The 15,908-nt window shown below is 66.0% G+C and carries 16 protein-coding genes; 7 read left to right on the forward strand and 9 right to left on the reverse strand.

Features of this window, described 5'->3' with window-relative positions; translation table 11 throughout:
• Positions 1-31: 31 nt before the first annotated feature.
• From HZS63_RS07040 to HZS63_RS07055, 4 genes are read right to left on the reverse strand one after another with little or no spacing between them, the layout of a single operon-like run.
• Positions 32-1,657: an ABC transporter ATP-binding protein gene (locus tag HZS63_RS07040; protein ID WP_180683337.1), complete on the reverse strand. Its 1,626-nt coding sequence runs from the start codon at positions 1,655-1,657 to the stop codon at positions 32-34.
• Positions 1,654-2,730, reverse strand: a complete 1,077-nt coding sequence (locus HZS63_RS07045; RefSeq protein ID WP_425505929.1) for an ABC transporter permease — start codon at positions 2,728-2,730, stop codon at positions 1,654-1,656. Before HZS63_RS07045 ends, HZS63_RS07040 begins: the two co-directional genes overlap by 4 nt.
• A 4-nt stretch (positions 2,731-2,734) precedes the next feature.
• Positions 2,735-3,769 (reverse strand): microcin C ABC transporter permease YejB, encoded by a 1,035-nt coding sequence (locus HZS63_RS07050; protein WP_180683338.1) that lies wholly within the window; start codon positions 3,767-3,769, stop codon positions 2,735-2,737.
• A 2-nt stretch (positions 3,770-3,771) separates the two neighbouring features.
• The gene (locus HZS63_RS07055; protein ID WP_180683339.1) at positions 3,772-5,640 is read right to left on the reverse strand and encodes an extracellular solute-binding protein; all 1,869 of its coding nucleotides are present in this window, start codon (positions 5,638-5,640) and stop codon (positions 3,772-3,774) included.
• Positions 5,641-5,678: 38 nt separating this feature from the next.
• Here HZS63_RS07055 and fabI point away from each other — a divergent pair, with 38 nt between their 5' ends.
• Positions 5,679-6,479, forward strand: a complete 801-nt coding sequence (fabI, locus tag HZS63_RS07060; RefSeq protein WP_180683340.1) for an enoyl-ACP reductase FabI — start codon at positions 5,679-5,681, stop codon at positions 6,477-6,479.
• A 26-nt stretch (positions 6,480-6,505) separates the two neighbouring features.
• On the opposite strand, the gene HZS63_RS07065 is transcribed toward fabI, so the two are convergent.
• From HZS63_RS07065 to HZS63_RS07080, 4 genes are all read right to left on the reverse strand, one after another.
• Positions 6,506-7,117 carry a rhodanese-like domain-containing protein gene (locus HZS63_RS07065; RefSeq protein WP_180683341.1) on the reverse strand — a complete coding sequence of 204 codons (612 nt, stop codon included), beginning with the start codon at positions 7,115-7,117 and terminating at the stop codon, positions 6,506-6,508.
• The gene (locus HZS63_RS07070) at positions 7,114-7,770 is read right to left on the reverse strand and encodes a c-type cytochrome (RefSeq protein WP_180683342.1); all 657 of its coding nucleotides are present in this window, start codon (positions 7,768-7,770) and stop codon (positions 7,114-7,116) included. Before HZS63_RS07070 ends, HZS63_RS07065 begins: the two co-directional genes overlap by 4 nt.
• 117 nt (positions 7,771-7,887) lie before the next feature.
• Positions 7,888-8,397, reverse strand: a complete 510-nt coding sequence (locus HZS63_RS07075; protein WP_180683343.1) for a nucleoside deaminase — start codon at positions 8,395-8,397, stop codon at positions 7,888-7,890.
• Complete coding sequence (locus tag HZS63_RS07080) at positions 8,394-9,425, reverse strand: ABC transporter substrate-binding protein (protein ID WP_133596374.1); 1,032 nt, start codon at positions 9,423-9,425, stop codon at positions 8,394-8,396. The genes HZS63_RS07075 and HZS63_RS07080 overlap by 4 nt, the downstream gene beginning before the upstream one ends.
• Before the next feature lie 297 nt (positions 9,426-9,722).
• On the opposite strand from HZS63_RS07080, the gene HZS63_RS07085 reads away from it, so the two are divergent.
• The gene (locus tag HZS63_RS07085) at positions 9,723-10,718 is read left to right on the forward strand and encodes an isopenicillin N synthase family dioxygenase (protein WP_180683344.1); all 996 of its coding nucleotides are present in this window, start codon (positions 9,723-9,725) and stop codon (positions 10,716-10,718) included.
• Between the two features lie 111 nt (positions 10,719-10,829).
• On the opposite strand, the gene lpdA is transcribed toward HZS63_RS07085, so the two are convergent.
• A complete protein-coding gene (gene lpdA / locus HZS63_RS07090) occupies positions 10,830-12,431 on the reverse strand; it encodes a dihydrolipoyl dehydrogenase (protein WP_246316228.1) in 1,602 nt (533 codons plus the stop codon).
• Here lpdA and HZS63_RS07095 point away from each other — a divergent pair.
• The 5 genes from HZS63_RS07095 to HZS63_RS07115 all read left to right on the forward strand — a co-directional run bounded on the left by HZS63_RS07095 (position 12,424) and on the right by HZS63_RS07115 (position 15,896).
• A complete protein-coding gene (locus tag HZS63_RS07095) occupies positions 12,424-13,056 on the forward strand; it encodes a radical SAM protein (RefSeq protein ID WP_180683345.1) in 633 nt (210 codons plus the stop codon). The two genes, lpdA and HZS63_RS07095, sit on opposite strands and share 8 nt — an antisense overlap.
• A gap of 52 nt (positions 13,057-13,108) precedes the next feature.
• A complete protein-coding gene (locus tag HZS63_RS07100; protein WP_180683346.1) occupies positions 13,109-13,585 on the forward strand; it encodes a ferritin-like domain-containing protein in 477 nt (158 codons plus the stop codon).
• Between the two features lie 209 nt (positions 13,586-13,794).
• Positions 13,795-14,298 carry a hypothetical protein gene (locus tag HZS63_RS07105; protein ID WP_180683347.1) on the forward strand — a complete coding sequence of 168 codons (504 nt, stop codon included), beginning with the start codon at positions 13,795-13,797 and terminating at the stop codon, positions 14,296-14,298.
• 396 nt (positions 14,299-14,694) lie between these two features.
• Positions 14,695-15,717: an efflux RND transporter periplasmic adaptor subunit gene (locus HZS63_RS07110; protein ID WP_219339114.1), complete on the forward strand. Its 1,023-nt coding sequence runs from the start codon at positions 14,695-14,697 to the stop codon at positions 15,715-15,717.
• Positions 15,714-15,896 (forward strand): hypothetical protein, encoded by a 183-nt coding sequence (locus HZS63_RS07115; RefSeq protein ID WP_219339115.1) that lies wholly within the window; start codon positions 15,714-15,716, stop codon positions 15,894-15,896. The genes HZS63_RS07110 and HZS63_RS07115 overlap by 4 nt, the downstream gene beginning before the upstream one ends.
• The last annotated feature ends 12 nt before the right edge of the window (positions 15,897-15,908 follow it).

The raw sequence follows: 15,908 nt of genomic DNA on the forward strand, positions 1-15,908 counted from the left end.
TCCACCTGATGCCACATCACCCTACATTGGATCACAGCGGCTCCCAGGCGCTGAGCAACTGACGGGTATAGGGGTGTGCGGGTGCTCGCAGCACCTGCTCGGCCGGACCGCTCTCAACGACCTCTCCGGCCTGCATCACCATCACCTCATGGGCCATGGCCCAGATCACGTCCACGTCATGGGTGATGAGCAGATAGCTCAGTTCCCGCTCGCGCTGCAGCCGCAGCAAGAGTTCAATCACCTGCTTTTGCACCGTCACGTCCAGTGCGGAGGTGGGTTCATCGAGCACCAGCACGCGGGGTTGGACGATCAGCGCACGAGCAATGGCCAGGCGCTGGCGTTGCCCGCCCGAAAACTCGTGCGGATACCGCTGCAACCAGACCGAAAGCAGATCAGGCGGCAGGTCGGGCAGCAAGCCCACCTCGCGCAAGGTCTGCACGACGCGCTCGCGGCGCCGGTCTTCATCGAGTTGCGGCGCGTGTACACTCAGCCCCTCCCCGACGATCTGCTCCACCGTCATGCGCGGCGACAGGGACGAAAACGGATCCTGGAACACCACCTGCACCTGCTGGCGCAGGCGTCGAGCCTCGGCCACGCTGCCCCTGCCCTGCGGCCAGGGCCGTCCCATGATCTGCAACTGCCCTTCGTGCGGATGCAGCCCCAGCGCGGCGAGTGCCAACGTGGACTTGCCGGAACCCGACTCCCCCACCACGCCCAGGGTGCGCCCCGGGGCCAGGGAAAACCGGGCCTGTTTGACCGCCTCGAAACGCCCGCGCCGGAACCAGCCCACGATTCCCGGCAAAGGCGTGGCGTAAGCCACCACCAGGTCCCGGGCTTGCACCACGGGTGGCTCGGTCGCAGGTTCATGGGCGGGCAGTCCGCGTGGCGGCCGGCTGCCCAGCAGCTTGCGGGTGTAGGCATGTTGCGGTTGCTCGAACACCTCGGTCACACCGCCCTGCTCCACCAGGTGTCCCTTTTCCATCACGGCCACCCGGTCGGCGAACTGGCGCACCAGATGCAGGTCGTGGGTGATGAGCAGCACCGCCATGCCCAGGCGCTGCTGGAGTTCTCCCAGCAGTTCCAGGATCTGGCCACGCAGGCTGGCGTCCAGAGCGGTAGTGGGTTCGTCGGCAATGAGCAGCCGTGGCTCGCTGGCCAGCGCCATGGCGATCATGGCCCGTTGGCGCTGGCCGCCGCTCAACTGGTGTGGAAAGGCTTGGGCGCGGCGTGCCGGCTCGGGAATACCCGTGGAGGCCAGCAACTCCTCCACCCGGCGGCTGGCCTCACGCGGCGACAAGCCCTTCTTCAACGTGAGAACCTCGGCAATTTGGTCTCCGATGGTGTAGAGCGGATTCAACGCCGTCATCGGTTCCTGAAAGATACAGGCCACCTCGTCGCCACGCACCCCACGCAGCTCCCGTTCGCTCAGGCGCAACAGGTCCCGCCCCTGAAAATGGGCCTGCCCCTGGATGTCGGCATTCGGCACCAGCCGCAGCAGGCTCAGGGCCGACACCGTCTTGCCCGACCCCGACTCCCCCACCAGTGCCAGCTTTTCGCCCGCCCTCACTTGAAAGTCGATGCCGTGCACCACGGTCTGCCCACCGAAGCCGATGCGCAGGCCACGCACGTCGAGCAACGTCTCCTGAACGGCATTCATCGGTCGGCCTTTCTCGGGTCCAGCGCATCGCGCAGGGCGTCCCCCATGAAGGTGAGCAGCAACAGCGTGATCACCAGCACGGCAAAGGTGGACAGTGAAATCCACCAGGCGTCGATGTTGTTCTTGCCCTGGGCCAGCAATTCGCCCAGCGATGGCGTGCCCGGCGGCACCCCCAGCCCCAGAAAATCCAGCGAGGTGAGCGCGAGAATGGCCGCGCTCATGCGGAACGGCAGAAAGGTGACCACGGGCGTGAGGCTGTTGGGCAGAATGTGACGCCAGATGATCTGCCCGTTGCTCAGCCCCATGGCGCGGGCCGCGCGCACGTAGTCGAGCTGGCGGTTGCGCAGGAATTCGGCCCGCACGTAGTCGCTCAGCCCCATCCAGCCGAACAGGCTCAGCAGCACCAGCAATATCCACACGCTGGGCTCGAAGACGGCCGAGAAGATGATCAGCAGGTAGAGCTCCGGCATGGAGCCCCAAACCTCGATGAAGCGCTGGAAAGCCAGGTCCACCTTGCCCCCGTAGAAGCCCTGAATGGCCCCGGCCACCACGCCCAGCAGCACCCCGATCACGGTGAGCGCCAAGGCAAACAGGATGGACAAGCGAAAGCCGTACAGCAGGCGGGCCACGATGTCGCGGCCGCGGTCGTCGGTGCCCAGCCAGTTGTCGCTCGTGGGCGGTGCCGGGTGCGGCTCCTTGGCAAAGTAGTTCAACGTGCTGTGGTGGTAGCGATTCACCGGGTACAAGGCCCAGTTGCCGGGCTGCTCGAACTGGCGCTGGATGAACGGGTCCAGGTAGTCGGTGGGCGTTTCGAAATCACCGCCGAACGCCGTTTCGGGCGGGTTGTGCCACAGCGGCACGAACCATTCGCCGTTGTAACGCGCCAGCAGGGGTTTGTCGTTGGAAATCAGCTCTGCCCCCAGGCTGAACACGAACAGGGTGAGAAAAATCACCAGGCTCCAGAAACCCAGCCGGTTGCGCCTAAAGCGCTGCCACGCCCGCTGGCTGGGACTCAGCGAGCGGGCCACCGTGGGTACATCCGCCACCCATGCGGCATCGGGCGAAGAGGCGATGGCGTCAGTCGAACTTGACACGGGGGTCCACCCAGACGTAGCAAAGGTCGCTGATCAGCTTGGTCACCAGGCCAATCAGGGTGAAAAGGTACAGCGTGCCCAGCACGACCGGGTAGTCGCGCCGCATCACGCTCTCGTAGCTCAGCAAACCCAGGCCGTCGAGCGAGAACAGCGTCTCGATCAGCAGCGAGCCGGCAAAGAACGCCCCGATGAAGGCCGCTGGGAACCCGGTGACGATGGGGATGAGCGCGTTGCGAAACACGTGCTTCCAGAGCACGCGCCGCTCGCTCAGGCCCTTGGCGCGGGCGGTGAGCACGTACTGCTTGCGTATCTCTTCCAGAAAGGCGTTCTTGGTCAGCATGGTGGTCACGGCAAAGGCGCCGAGTACGCTGGCCGTGACCGGCAGCGTGATGTGCCACAGGTAATCCACGATCTTGGCCCACAAGCTCAACTCATGCCAGTTGCTCGATGTGAGGCCTCGCAGCGGGAACCACTGCAATTGCCCCCCGAAAATCACCAGCAAGGCCACCCCGAGCACGAAGCCCGGGATCGCGTAGCCCACCAGCACGATGAGGCTGGTGACCGTGTCGAACCGCGTGCCCGCCCGCACCGCCTTGGCAATACCGAGCGGAATGGAAATGGTGTAGCTGAGAAAAAAGGTCCACAGCCCCAGGCTGATGGACACCGGCAGCTTCTCCTTGACCAGTTCCCACACCGCCTTGTGGTGGAAGAAGCTCTGCCCCAGGTCGAAGCGGGCGAACTGCCCGAGCATCTGGATGAAGCGCTCGTGCGCCGGCTTGTCGAAGCCGTAGAGCTGGCGGATTTCCTCGATGCGCTCGGCGTCCACCCCCTGCCGACCCCGATAGCCCGCCCCCGCCACCGCGGCGCCTTCCCCGCCGGTATCACGGCCCTGCAACTGCGCCACCATCTGCTCCACCGGGCCGCCGGGAACGAACTGGATCACCACGAAAGTGATGAGGAGGATACCGAACAGCGTCGGAATCATCAGCAGCAGCCGTTTGAGGATGTAAGCCCACATGGTCAGCGCCTCCGCCCCGGTGCGGGGTTCAGGTTGTCGGGACTGGCCCACCAGGTGGCCAGCACCCAGCTCTCCGGTTGGTAGTAACGCGGCATGGCGGCGGGTTGCTCGAACCGGCCGGCCCGATAGGCGATACGGTGTACGCTGGCAAACCAATGCGGTACGGTGAGGTGCTGATGGCGCAGCACGCGGTCAAGCGCCCGCAGCGCCGCCACCAGTTGTGGGCGCGTGCGGGCCGTCACCACGTGGTCCAGCAGGGCATCGACCGCCGGGTGCTTGACGCCCATCAGGTTGCTGGAGCCTTCGGTATCGGCCGCGGCGGAACCAAACCGGTCCAGCAGTTCGGTGCCCGGCGCCTCGCTGCCCGGCCAGCGCACGCTGATGACCTCGAAGTCAAACACGTCCAGCCGTTTCTGCAGAATGGCGAAATCGATCACGCGGTAGGTCGCGCGTATGCCCAGGCGCTCCAGGTTCTTGGCAAACGGCGTCACCACCCGGCCCATGGAGCCGCTGTTGTCCAGAAACTCGATGGTGAACACTTCGCCGCGCTCATTGCGCAAGGCGCCGTCGCGGTAGCGCCAGCCTGCCTCGGCCAGCAGGTCGCGGGCGCGGCGCAGGTTGTCGCGCAGGGTCTGCCCCGAGTCCGGGTCCAGGCTGGTGTAAGGCGGCAGCGGCACCTCCCGCTCGAACACCTCGGGCGGCAACTGGCTGCGCAAGGGCTCCAGCAACGCCAGTTCGTCGGGGCCAGGCAGGCCCCGGGCCTCGAAATCGCTGGCGACGAAATAGCCTCTGACCCGCTCGTAGGCGTTGTAGAAGAGTTGGCGGTTCAGCCACTCGTAATCCATCGCCAGCCCGATGGCCTCGCGCACCCGCGGGTCCTGAAACTTGGGCAGCCGGGTATTGAACAGAAACCCTTGAAAGTCTCCCGCATTGCCGTGCGCCAGCTCGCGCTTGACCAGGTCGCCCCGGTCGAACCGGCGCCCGGTGTAGGAGCGCGCCCACTCGCGGGCGATGAATGCCTGGATGTAATCGAATTCACCGGCCTTGAAAGCTTCGAGCTGTGCCGTGTTGTCTTTGTAGATCTTGAACGTGATGCGGTCGAAATTGAACATCCCCCGCCGCACGTTGAGGTCCTGCGCCCACCAGTTCGGATCCCGCACATAGGTGATGTCGCGCCCAAAGTTCACTCGCCCGATCCGATAAGGCCCCGAGGTGATGGGCTCGTCGAGCACGATCTGGTCGAACGGCTTGCGCTGGCCATTGACCACCCCCCACTGACGGCTGAACACCGGCAGGCTGCCCACGATCAGGGGGAGTTCGGCATTGGCGCGATGGAAGTCGAAACGCACGACGCGCTCTCCCAGCACCCGCACGCCCTTGACCTCGCTGAAATAAGTGCGAAACTGCGGCGCGGCCTGCGGGCTGATGAGCGTCTCGAAAGAATGGCGCACATCCTCGGCCAGCACCGGGTCACCATTGTGAAACCGGGCCTTGGGGTTGAGCCGGAAAGTGACCGAGAGGCCATCGGCCGCCACACTCACGTCCTCGGCCAGCAGGCCATAAGCGGTGGTGGGCTCGTCCATAGTTCCCGTCAGCAAGGTCTCGAACATGAGGCCCGTGATGTTGGGCGGCGCGGTGCCCTTCAGGGTGAAGGGGTTGTATTTGTCGAAGTTGCTGATGCGGGTGGGCGAGACCAGCGAAATCTCCCCACCCTTGGGCGCATCCGGGTTGACATAGGCGAAGTGGGCAAAGCCGGGCGGGTACTTGATATCACCGAACTGGGCATAGGCGTGCGCGGCCCAGGCCGACGGCCCTGCCAGGGCCAGCCCGCACAGCATCCCGATCCGCCACAGGAACGACAGCCAACGCATGCGACAATTCTGCACGACATTCACAGGAGAAATGACCCATGGGATTTCTGGCAGGCAAAAAGTTGCTCATCACCGGCGTGCTGTCCAACCGCTCCATCGCCTACGGCATTGCCAAGGCTTGCCGCGCGCAAGGCGCGGAGCTGGCCTTCAGTTACGTGGGGGAGCGCTTCAAGGACCGCATCACCGAATTTGCCGCCGACTTCGACTCCAAGCTCGTTTTCGAATGCGATGTCAGCGATGATGCGCAAATCGAGCGATTGTTCCGCGAGCTCTCGGCCCATTGGCCCACGTTCGACGGCTTCGTGCACAGCATCGGCTATGCGCCGCGCGAAGCCATTGCTGGCGATTTCCTCGATGGCCTCAGCCGCGAGGCGTTCCGCATCGCTCACGACATCAGCGCCTACAGCTTCCCGGCCATGGCCAAGGCGGCCCTGCCCTACCTCAACGACAACGCCTCCCTGCTGACGCTGACCTACCTCGGCGCCGTGCGCACCGTGCCCAACTACAACACCATGGGGCTGGCCAAAGCATCGCTGGAAGCCTCGGTGCGCTACCTGGCCGAATCCCTCGGCAGCAAGCAGCGCGGCCTGCGCGTCAACGGCATCTCCGCCGGCCCCATCAAGACGCTGGCCGCCAGCGGCATCAAGGGCTTCGGCAAAATCCTCAGCGTGGTGGCGGAAAACTCCCCCATCCGCCGCAACGTCACCATCGATGACGTGGGCAACGTGGCCGCCTTTCTGCTGAGCGATCTGGCCGCGGGCGTCAGCGCCGAAATCACCTATGTGGACGGGGGCTTCAGCCAGGTGGTCGGCGGCATTGCCGAGCCGGCCGAGGCTTGAGCAGCCGAACAGGCCCGCGCCACGCCTCACAGGGGGGCCAGGTACATCTTGGCCTTCTCTAGCCGGTAAGTCCAGGGCAGCTTCGCATTCTTCCAGCCATTGACGACCCTCTGCCCCTTGTGCTCGCCGTCTCGGGCCACATCGCCCTCGAAGCCGTCGATCACGGTATAGGCCTGGGCAAAGCCCATGTCTGCCAGCAAGCCGCTGGCCGCGTTGCTGCGCACGCCAGAGCGGCAGATCAGGATCACGGGGTCGTTCTTGGTGAGCCCTTTGGCCTGTAGGCGCTCCTCGATGTCGCGGACGAAACGGGGATTGGCCTGCAAGACGTATTCATTGTTCTGGTCGCTCCACTCCCAAAACTCCGGGAAGTCCAGCAAAGGCACCAAAAAGTCCACGGCGCTGGCCATGCCGACGAACATGGCTTCGGCGCGGCTTCGGATGTCGATCATCAGCACCCGATCGCCCAATTGCGCCTTCATGGCCGCGGCTTCCACGGCCGTGAGGTGCAGGCCCGAGGCAGACCGTTTGTTGGCGGGCACCTGATCCACGTCGATGCCCCAGGCCCCAGCGGCCATGGCCAGCGCAGCGGCCAACACCCCGATGCAGCGCCCTGCGCTCAGCCAGCGTCGGCGTTTCATTTCAGCCCTCCGAGATAGGTGGCGACGGCCTGCAACTCCATGTCCGACACGCGGCTGGCCACCAAATGCATGATGGTGTTGTCGTTGGCCCGCTCCCCGCTGCGGAAGGCCATCACTTGCTTGATGAGGTACTGCGGATGCTGGCCGGCCAAGCGGGGCAGTTCTGCCGTGCCGCGGGCGCCGGTCCCGTGGCAGGTCACACACGCGGGCAAGGCGGTATGCGGGTTGCCCCGGTCGTAAACGAATTGCCCCACTTGCGCCAGTTGGGCATCGGTCACCAGGGTCACGCTCGGCGTGAGGCTCTGGTAGTACAAGCCCAGGGCATACATCTGCTCTGCCGTCAAGGCTTGGGCTTTATCCCCCATCACAGTGCTTTTGCGCTTGCCTTCGGAAAAGTCCTTGAGTTGCTTGAACAGGTAGCTGGCATTCTGTCCTGCCAGGCGGGGAAAGTCAGGGGCCACGCTTTGGCCTTGATCGCCATGGCAAACGGCGCACCGCTGCTGCGCGATGGCCTCGGCGGCGGCCACCTGAGCGGCCCACACCGGAGGCACGGCGGCTTGAGCCCAGGCCGACATGCTGCTGAAAAACAGCACATGCAGGGCCAGCAAGGGCCGCGTGCATGTGCGCAGGGTATACCGCAAGCGCGTGAACATCGGGACTCCACGAATACAACCCGATCGATTCTGACCAAGTACCCCAATGGGTATGTTGATCTGCGTCAACCTTGTTGCATCCCCGGGGCCGCAGGCGCGCGCTTCGTCGGTTTGCGGCTAACGCCGCCAGAAACCTTGGTGCGGCTCGCTGGCTTCGTCGATGAGCGCCGGCCCCACGCACTCGATCGGGTGCGGGGAGGCGGCGAACACGTCGCGGCAGGAGAGTTCGGCGTCGCGCTGCTCCGGGCGTTCGCCACGGAACACCCGCAGCCGCTGGGCATCGATGCCGAAAACGACGCGGCCGATGTTGCTCCAGAAAATCGCGCCAGCGCACATCACGCAGGGCTCTGCCGATGAATAGAGCGTCGCGGTGGCCAGCGCTTCGCGGCTGTGGTGCGGGCTCACCACCCGGATGGCGTTGACCTCTGCATGCGCGGTGCAGTCCCCGGTCTCGCCGTTGCTATTGGCCACGGCGGCCAAGACCTGCCCAGTAGCCGACACGATCACCGCGCCAAAGGGCCGATTGCCACGCGCTCTGGCCACGCGGGACATGTCAATGGCCATGCGCAGATAGCGGCCATCCTCCGCAGACAGCGGGACTTGAGGGGGCAGCGCCACCGCGTTCATGCGCTCACCTTGCGGCTGGCAGCAGCGGGCAAGTGGCTGCGGTCAAACAAGGTATCTGCACTCGGCCGGCTCTTGAGTCCGAACATCTCCACCACCTGCTCCACCTGCTGTTCCAACGTGGTGCGCACCACATCGCCCAACCCGTGCGCGGCGGTGTCACGCGCGGCCACGTATTCGGCCGTCAGGCGCCAGCGCTCCAGTTCGATGCGCTCATCCAGAATGGGCTCGCGCTGGCGTGTGGCCGCAATCGCTGGCAGCGGGTCGGCCAGGGTATCCACAATCGCCCGGTTGGTGGCCCGCAAGAAAGCGGCCACCACCTGCGGCTGCTGTGTGAGCAGGGCTTGACTGGCCAAAATGGCATTGCCATAGAGGTTGACGCCGGCATCGGTGTAGCGCAGCACGCTGAGCAACTGGGGATTCATGCGGGCAAAGAGCGAGACGGCCGAATCGTGGAAATAAGTGGCCGCGTCCACATCGCCACGCACCATCACGTTGTCGCGCGCGCTGAAATCGGTCGTTACCCACTGGAAGAAGTCCGGACCCACCCGCAGTTGGTTGGCCACGATCGGCCAAGCCCGGCGCGTGGCTTCGACCGCCGCTGCGGCCACCCGCTTGCCTTGGAGGCTGGCAAAGTCCTGGGTGATGCCGCGGTCCTTGCGGCCGATGATGGCAAATGGCGCGCGGTTGTAATACTGATACACCGCTTGCACCACAGGTGGGTTGGCGGACTGGAACTCAATGAGTGAATTGATGTCACCCAACCCCATCTGGTACACGCCACTGGCAATCCGCGTGATCGACGCCACTGAGCCGGCGCCCACATCGATGCTCACGTCCAGTCCCTCTTCACGGTAGTAGCCGCGCTGCAGCGCCAGAAAGAAGGGGGAGGTCTGGCCGGTCACGCGAAAGTCCAGCGTGAATTTCAGGGGCGTGAGGCGCCCGCTGGCATGCGCGTGAACACCCGGCAGCGCCAGGGCGGCGGCCGTTGCAGCCAGGGAGGAAGACAACAGGAATTGACGGCGTTGCATGGATAAGCTCCGGAAGAGAAAACACTCGGCGAATGCCCATGCAACCCATAGGCTGCACAGGGCCCTCAGAGCAATTTCCGGGCTGCCGTGATGACGGCGGCTGAACGCTTCTACTCCGTGTCCTCACCATTCAAGAACCGTGCCAACCCTTGCCGCACGCCAGCCACTGCGCCCTCAGCCTACGCCATGGCATAGGGTTTGCTAGGATTATGGTGAGAGTAGAAGCGTTCAGCCGTCGTACCGATGGCGGGAAATTGCTCTTGCGATGTGTCTTTCCACCATTTCAGGAGCATTTCCATGCATGCCGCGACCGACTACACCCTTGAAGAACTGCGCAAAGAGGCCCGGCTGGGCCAGGCCGGCACCGAAACGTTGGCACGCACCGTGCCCGTGATCGATCTGTCGGACTTTGAGGCCCGCCGTGCCGACATCACCGATCAACTCTGGCGCGCGGCCGTCGAGGTGGGGTTTTTCCAGCTGCGCAACCACGGCATCCCCTTGGCACAGGTGCGCCACGCATTTGCCATGAGCGAGCGCTTCTTCGCCCTCCCGCAGGCCGTCAAGGCCCAGTACCCCTTGCGCCGCAATGCCGGCTGGGAAAGCCTGACTCAAGTGCGCCCTTCGGCGGGGGTGCCCGATCAGAAAGAAAGCTACCAGATCACGCGCCCGCGCATGGCCGGCTTGTATCCCTCCGAGGACGAACTGCCCGGCTTCGTGGACACCATGCTGGCTTTCGAGCAGGCCAGTTGGCAGGTGGGTATGCAGGTGCTGTCCTGCTTTGCCGACCGGCTGGGCCTGGGGCGGGACTTTTTCACCCAGGCCCACCACCCCGCCAGCGACACCTACCAGTGCACTTTGCGGCTGCTGCACTACTACGCCATCCCCGAATCGGTGCAAGACCGCCTCGATTATGTGCGGGGCGGTGCGCACACCGATTTCAACTGCCTGACGCTGCTGTACCAGCGCGAAGGTCAGGGCGGGCTTCAGGTCTGTCCGGGCAAAGATTACGACGCCCCCGAATGGACGCCCGTGCCCCCCGATGAAGGCCTGATCACCTGCAACATCGGTGACATGCTCATGCGATGGAGCGATGACCGGCTGCTGAGCAACTTCCACCGGGTTCGCAATCCGCTGCCTGGGGAATACATGGGCCCGCGCTTCAGCATCGCCTTTTTCTGCCAGGCCAACACCGATGTGGTCATCGAATCGCCCGAAGGCAAATACCCGCCCATCACCGCCGGCGATTATGTGGCCGAGCGCATGAAGGCCAATTACGCCAGCCACGGGCGCTAAACGCCACGCCGGGGGGCTGAGAGACAGGCGCTTCCATCCCCACTGGAGTGGAGCGCCCCAAGCCCCCGGACCGTTGCCCATCCGGGGGCCAGAGCATCCCTCGTCAGGCGGTCAACGCTTTTGCGGCGGCAAGTCCGTACACGAGCCGTGCGCCACCTCCGCCGCCATGCCGATGCTCTCGCCCAGCGTGGGGTGCGGGTGGATGGTCTTGCCGATGTCCACCGCGTCGGCGCCCATCTCGATGGCCAGCGCGATCTCGCCAATCATGTCGCCGGCGTGGGTACCCACGATGCCGCCGCCCAGGATCTTGCCGTGGCCATGCGCCTCGGGGCGGTCGTCGAACAGCAGCTTGGTAAGGCCTTCGTCGCGGCCGTTGGCGATGGCTCGGCCCGACGCCGTCCAGGGGAACAGGCCTTTCTTGACGGGGATGCCCTGCGCCTTGGCCTGGTCTTCGGTCAGGCCCACCCAGGCCACCTCGGGGTCGGTATAGGCCACGCTGGGGATGACCCGCGCGTCAAAAGCACTGCGGGCCAGGGCGGCATCGCCCAGCAGTTCGCCAGCGATCACCTCCGCCGCCACATGGCCCTCATGCACGGCCTTGTGCGCCAGCATGGGCTGGCCAACGATGTCGCCGATGGCAAAGATGTGCGGCACGTTGGTGCGCATCTGCACATCAACCCCAATGAAGCCCCGGTCGGTCACGGCCACGCCGGCCTTGTCGGCGGCGATCTTCTTGCCGTTGGGGGTGCGGCCCACGGCCTGCAGCACCAGGTCGTACACCTGGGGCTCGGGCACCGTGACGCCGTCCTTGGCGGGCGCAAAGCTCACCTTGATGCCCTCGGGCGTGGCCTCGGCGGCCACGGTCTTGGTATTCAGCATCACGTTGTCGAAACGGTGCTGGTTCATCTTCTGCCATACCTTGACCAGGTCGCGATCAGCGCCCTGCATCAGGCCGTCCAGCATCTCCACCACGTCCAGGCGCGCGCCCAGCGTGCTGTACACCGTGCCCATTTCCAGGCCGATGATGCCGCCGCCCAGGATCAGCATGCGTTTGGGCACGCCCTGCAGCGCCAGCGCGCCGGTGGAATCCACCACGCGCGGATCGTCGGGCATGAACGGCAGGCGCACGGCCTGGCTGCCGGCGGCGATGATGGCGCGCTTGAACGCCACCACCTTCTTGGCGCCGGTCTTGTCCTGGCTGGTGCCGGTGGTTTCCTCCACCTCCAGGTGGTTGGCGCCGACGAAGTGGCCGTAGCCGCGCAGCACGGTCACCTTGCGCATCTTGGCCATCTGCGCCAGCCCGCCGGTCAGCTTGCCGATGACCTTTTCCTTGTGGCCGCGCAGGGTGTGGATGTTGACCTGCGGCGCGCCGAAGTCGATGCCGGCGCTCTTCAGGTGGCTCACCTCGTCCATCACCGCGGCCACGTGCAGCAGCGCCTTGGAGGGAATGCAGCCCACGTTCAGGCACACGCCGCCCAGGGTGGCGTAGCGCTCGACCAGCACCACGTTCAGGCCCAGGTCGGCGGCGCGGAAGGCGGCGCTGTAACCGCCGGGGCCGCCACCCAGCACCAGCACATCGCACTCCACGTCGGCACTGCCGCCGAAGCTGGCTGCTTCGGTTTTAGGAGCTGCTGGCGCTTGAACAGCGGGCGCTGGAGGCTGCGAGTCGATCGACGCGCTGCGCGAACTCGGTCTGCCGATCGCGGTGATCAGCAATGCATCGCTCCTCTGGTACGCCGATGTCCGCTCGGCGCTGCGCCGGGCGGATTGGGTCAGCGTCAAGGTCGACAGCGTCGTCCCCGGCGTCTGGGAGCGGATCAATCGCCCCCACGGCGTGCTGCGCCTTGCCGACATTCTTGGCGGCATCCAGCGCTTCGCCTCGGAGTTTGCCGGGCGGCTGGTGAGCGAGACGATGCTGGTGGCCGGACTCAACGACGGCGATGAGGACATCGCCGCGCTGGGCCGCTTCATCGCGGCAACACGCATCGCGCATGCCTACCTCGCGATTCCGCATCGCCCGCCGGCGGTTGCGGGGGTGCGCGGCCCGGACGAGGCGGTCGTCCTGCGTGCGTTCCGGACGCTGGCGGAGCAGGGGCTCGAGGTGGAGCTGTTGACCGCCTACGAGGGCGACGTGTTCGCCTTCGGCGGCGACCTGCGCGCCGAGATCCTGGCGATCAGCGCGGTGCATCCGCTGCGCACCTCCGCGATCCAGGCCCTGCTGGATAAGGGCGGTGGCAGCATGGCGCTGGTGGATGCGCTGCTCGCCTCGGGCGAGCTGCGCAGGCTCGAGCATGAAGGAGAGGTTTTCTACCTCAGGCGGCTGCACCGCGAGGGATGAACCGGCCCGGCAGGCGTGAGGGCCGGCGGACGACATCTTGGAGGATCGAACGATGGATCGACTCACCGAACATGAAATCGAGGCTTTGCGCGAGGCGCTGGACGACGAATACCACGCCTGGGCGACGTATGACCAAGTGATCGCCGATTTCGGCGAGGTGGCGCCTTTCGTGAATATCCGGGAAGCGGAAGCCCGCCACATCGAGGCGCTGCTCTTCCTCTACCGCGCCTTCGGCCTGCAGGTGCCGGAGAACGACTGGCCCGGACGCGTCGAGCGTTATCCCAGTCTGCAGGTGGCGTGCGAGGCGGGCGTGGCCGCCGAGGTGGCGAACGCCGGGCTCTACGATCGCCTGCTCGCGGAGCCGGTCCGTCCCGAGATCGCCGCCGTCCTGCAAAGGTTGCGGCAGGCTTCGCAGGAACGCCATCTTCCGGCCTTCCGGCGGTGTGCCGGGCGGCAGCGGGTCGAGGGTTCCACGGAGGGGGATTGCGTGTCCGGGCGTCCCCGCAGGTGGCGGGGCGGACGAAGCTGACCTGCGCATGCGCCACGGGTCGTGCAGGGCAAAAGTTTTCATAAGCCCTCCCGGTTGCGGCCGGTGGCGGCGCGCTCTTCGCGGCAAGCGAGTGGGTTCCTGGGTGTGGATGATTGGGCGATTTGATCTGAATCAATCCATCGCAAACTGCTAATATTCTAAAATGCGAACCGTTCGCATTACGGTTTCCTCTACTCCGGGAGCACATCATGGATCATCAGCTCGTCGTCCTCTTTCACCTACTTTGCGCAATCCTCTTCGTCGGCGCCGTCGCGATGGAGGTCCTGATCCTCGAACCGGTCCGCAAGCTGATCGGGGACGAGGTGTTCCAGCGCGTCGAGTTCTACCTCTTCCGCCGCATCCGTCGAACCTATCCGCTCGCCGTGATTCCGCTCTACATTACGGGCTTCTACATGTACTTCGGCTACGTGGAGAATTCTGGCGGCTTCGAGTCCTTCATCTCCACGAGCTTCGGCATGCTGCTCACCGCCAAGATGACGATGGCGCTCGGCCTGCTGACCATCTTCGCGACCTCGCCCTTCGTCTTCATGCAGCCGCGCAGCCGCAGCGCGGTGGGCCACCTCAAGCACTTCCTGATCGTCACCGGCGGTCCGGAGGATTTCCGCATCGATCGCTTCGAGCTGATGCACTACCTCGCGCTCGGATTCGGCCTGGGAATCGTCCTGCTCGCGAAGCTCATGTTCATGCTCTGACGCCGGCGCGTCCGGCGAGGCAGGGTACGCCTCCCCGCAACGCCGCGCTCATGGAACCCCGATCATCTTGAAAGCCCGCAGCGCCGAATCGAAAAGTCATCCTGGAGCTCCCGGGGCGCCTTCGCCGCGGCGCCTGTCGGCATCGCGCCTGACCGTCGGCGCGCTCGTGGTGGTGGTCTCGGCGCTCGGCTTCGCCGCCTTGCGCAACGAGACGGTCACGGTAAACCGCGTCGAGCAGGGGCCCCTGCGCCAGTCGGTGGTGGCGAGCGGGCGTGTGCGCACCCCCGAGCGCATCGCACTCTCGCCCCAGCTCGCCGGGCGCGTGGTGGCGGTGGAGGTGCGCGAGGGCGATGTCGTGGACGCGGGCCAGCCGCTGATCCGGCTCGACGATCGCGAATGGAAAGCCGCCGTCGACCAGGCGAGCGCCGCGGTGACGCAGGCCGAAGCGCGTCTTCGCCNCAGCCGCTGATCCGGCTCGACGATCGCGAATGGAAAGCCGCCGTCGACCAGGCGAGCGCCGCGGTGACGCAGGCCGAAGCGCGTCTTCGCCAGCTGCGCGAGCTCGGCCTGCCGGTCGCCGAGCAGGCGCTGCGCCAGGCCGAGGCCACCGCATTGCAGGCGCGCGCCCAGCATCGTCGCGTGCGCGAACTGGTGGCGCGCGGCTTCTACAGCCAGGCGCAGCTCGACGAGGCGCGACGCGTGCAGGAGGTGGCCGAGAGCCAGGTCGCCAGCGCCCGCCTGCAACGCGACAGCCAGCAGCCCGATGGCATCGAGGTGGCGCTGGCGCAGAGCGCGCTCGAACAGGCGCGCGCGGCGCTGGTCGCTGCGCAGACCCGGCTCGGCTACGCGATCCTGCGTGCGCCGTCCGCGGGCACGGTGCTCACGCGCGCGGTCGAGGCGGGCGACACCGTGCAGCCCGGCGCCGTGCTGCTGACGATCGCCCCCGCGGGCGACACCGAGCTCACCGTGCAGATCGACGAGAAGAACCTCGGCCTGCTGCGCCTGGGCCAGCCCGCCCTGGCCTCGGCGGACGCCTATCCGGGCGAGCGCTTCGCCGCGGAGCTCGCCTTCATCGCGCCCTCGGTCGATGCGCTGCGCGGCTCGGTCGAGGTGCGCCTGCGCGTCCCCGAGCCGCCGCCCTACCTGCGCCACGAGATGACGGTCTCGATCGACATCGAGGCTGCGCGTCGCGAGCAGACGCTGATGATTCCCGCGGCAGCGGTGCGCGAGACCGGCGGCGCGCAGCCCTGGGTGATGGTGGTGCGCGATGGCCGCACCGAGCGTCAGCCAGTGCGGCTCGGTATCCGCGGTGCGGGCAGGGTCGAGGTGCTCGAGGGGGTCGCCGTCGGGGAAGCGCTGGTGCCGGCGGCCGTGGATGTGGCGGCTGGGCAGGCGGTGCGGACACGGGCTGCGCCATGAAGTCCTGGATGCCCTTCGAGTGGATTGCCGCGCTGCGCTTCCTGCAGGAGGGGCGGATGCAGTCGCTGCTGATCATCGTCGGCGTCGGGGTCGGCGTGGCGGTGATCGTGTTCATGTCCGCGCTGCTGTCCGGCCTGCAGGCCAACCTGGTGCGCCGAACCCTGAGCTCGCACGGATAGGAAATTCAACCG

The organism is Tepidicella baoligensis (assembly GCF_013432195.1).
GTDB classification, from domain to species: domain Bacteria; phylum Pseudomonadota; class Gammaproteobacteria; order Burkholderiales; family Burkholderiaceae_C; genus Tepidicella; species Tepidicella baoligensis.

What these genes read in the sequence shown, in the direction of transcription:
- HZS63_RS07050 (WP_180683338.1), bottom strand. Translation starts at nt 3,769, where the DNA reads ATGTGGGCTTACATCCTCAAACGGCTGCTGCTGATGATTCCGACGCTG.
- HZS63_RS07115 (WP_219339115.1), top strand. Translation starts at nt 15,714, where the DNA reads ATGAAGTCCTGGATGCCCTTCGAGTGGATTGCCGCGCTGCGCTTCCTG.
- HZS63_RS07055 (WP_180683339.1), bottom strand. Translation starts at nt 5,640, where the DNA reads ATGCGTTGGCTGTCGTTCCTGTGGCGGATCGGGATGCTGTGCGGGCTG.
- HZS63_RS07065 (WP_180683341.1), bottom strand. Translation starts at nt 7,117, where the DNA reads ATGAAACGCCGACGCTGGCTGAGCGCAGGGCGCTGCATCGGGGTGTTG.
- HZS63_RS07040 (WP_180683337.1), bottom strand. Translation starts at nt 1,657, where the DNA reads ATGAATGCCGTTCAGGAGACGTTGCTCGACGTGCGTGGCCTGCGCATC.
- HZS63_RS07085 (WP_180683344.1), top strand. Translation starts at nt 9,723, where the DNA reads ATGCATGCCGCGACCGACTACACCCTTGAAGAACTGCGCAAAGAGGCC.
- HZS63_RS07080 (WP_133596374.1), bottom strand. Translation starts at nt 9,425, where the DNA reads ATGCAACGCCGTCAATTCCTGTTGTCTTCCTCCCTGGCTGCAACGGCC.
- HZS63_RS07100 (WP_180683346.1), top strand. Translation starts at nt 13,109, where the DNA reads ATGGATCGACTCACCGAACATGAAATCGAGGCTTTGCGCGAGGCGCTG.
- HZS63_RS07075 (WP_180683343.1), bottom strand. Translation starts at nt 8,397, where the DNA reads ATGAACGCGGTGGCGCTGCCCCCTCAAGTCCCGCTGTCTGCGGAGGAT.
- HZS63_RS07070 (WP_180683342.1), bottom strand. Translation starts at nt 7,770, where the DNA reads ATGTTCACGCGCTTGCGGTATACCCTGCGCACATGCACGCGGCCCTTG.
- fabI (WP_180683340.1), top strand. Translation starts at nt 5,679, where the DNA reads ATGGGATTTCTGGCAGGCAAAAAGTTGCTCATCACCGGCGTGCTGTCC.
- HZS63_RS07105 (WP_180683347.1), top strand. Translation starts at nt 13,795, where the DNA reads ATGGATCATCAGCTCGTCGTCCTCTTTCACCTACTTTGCGCAATCCTC.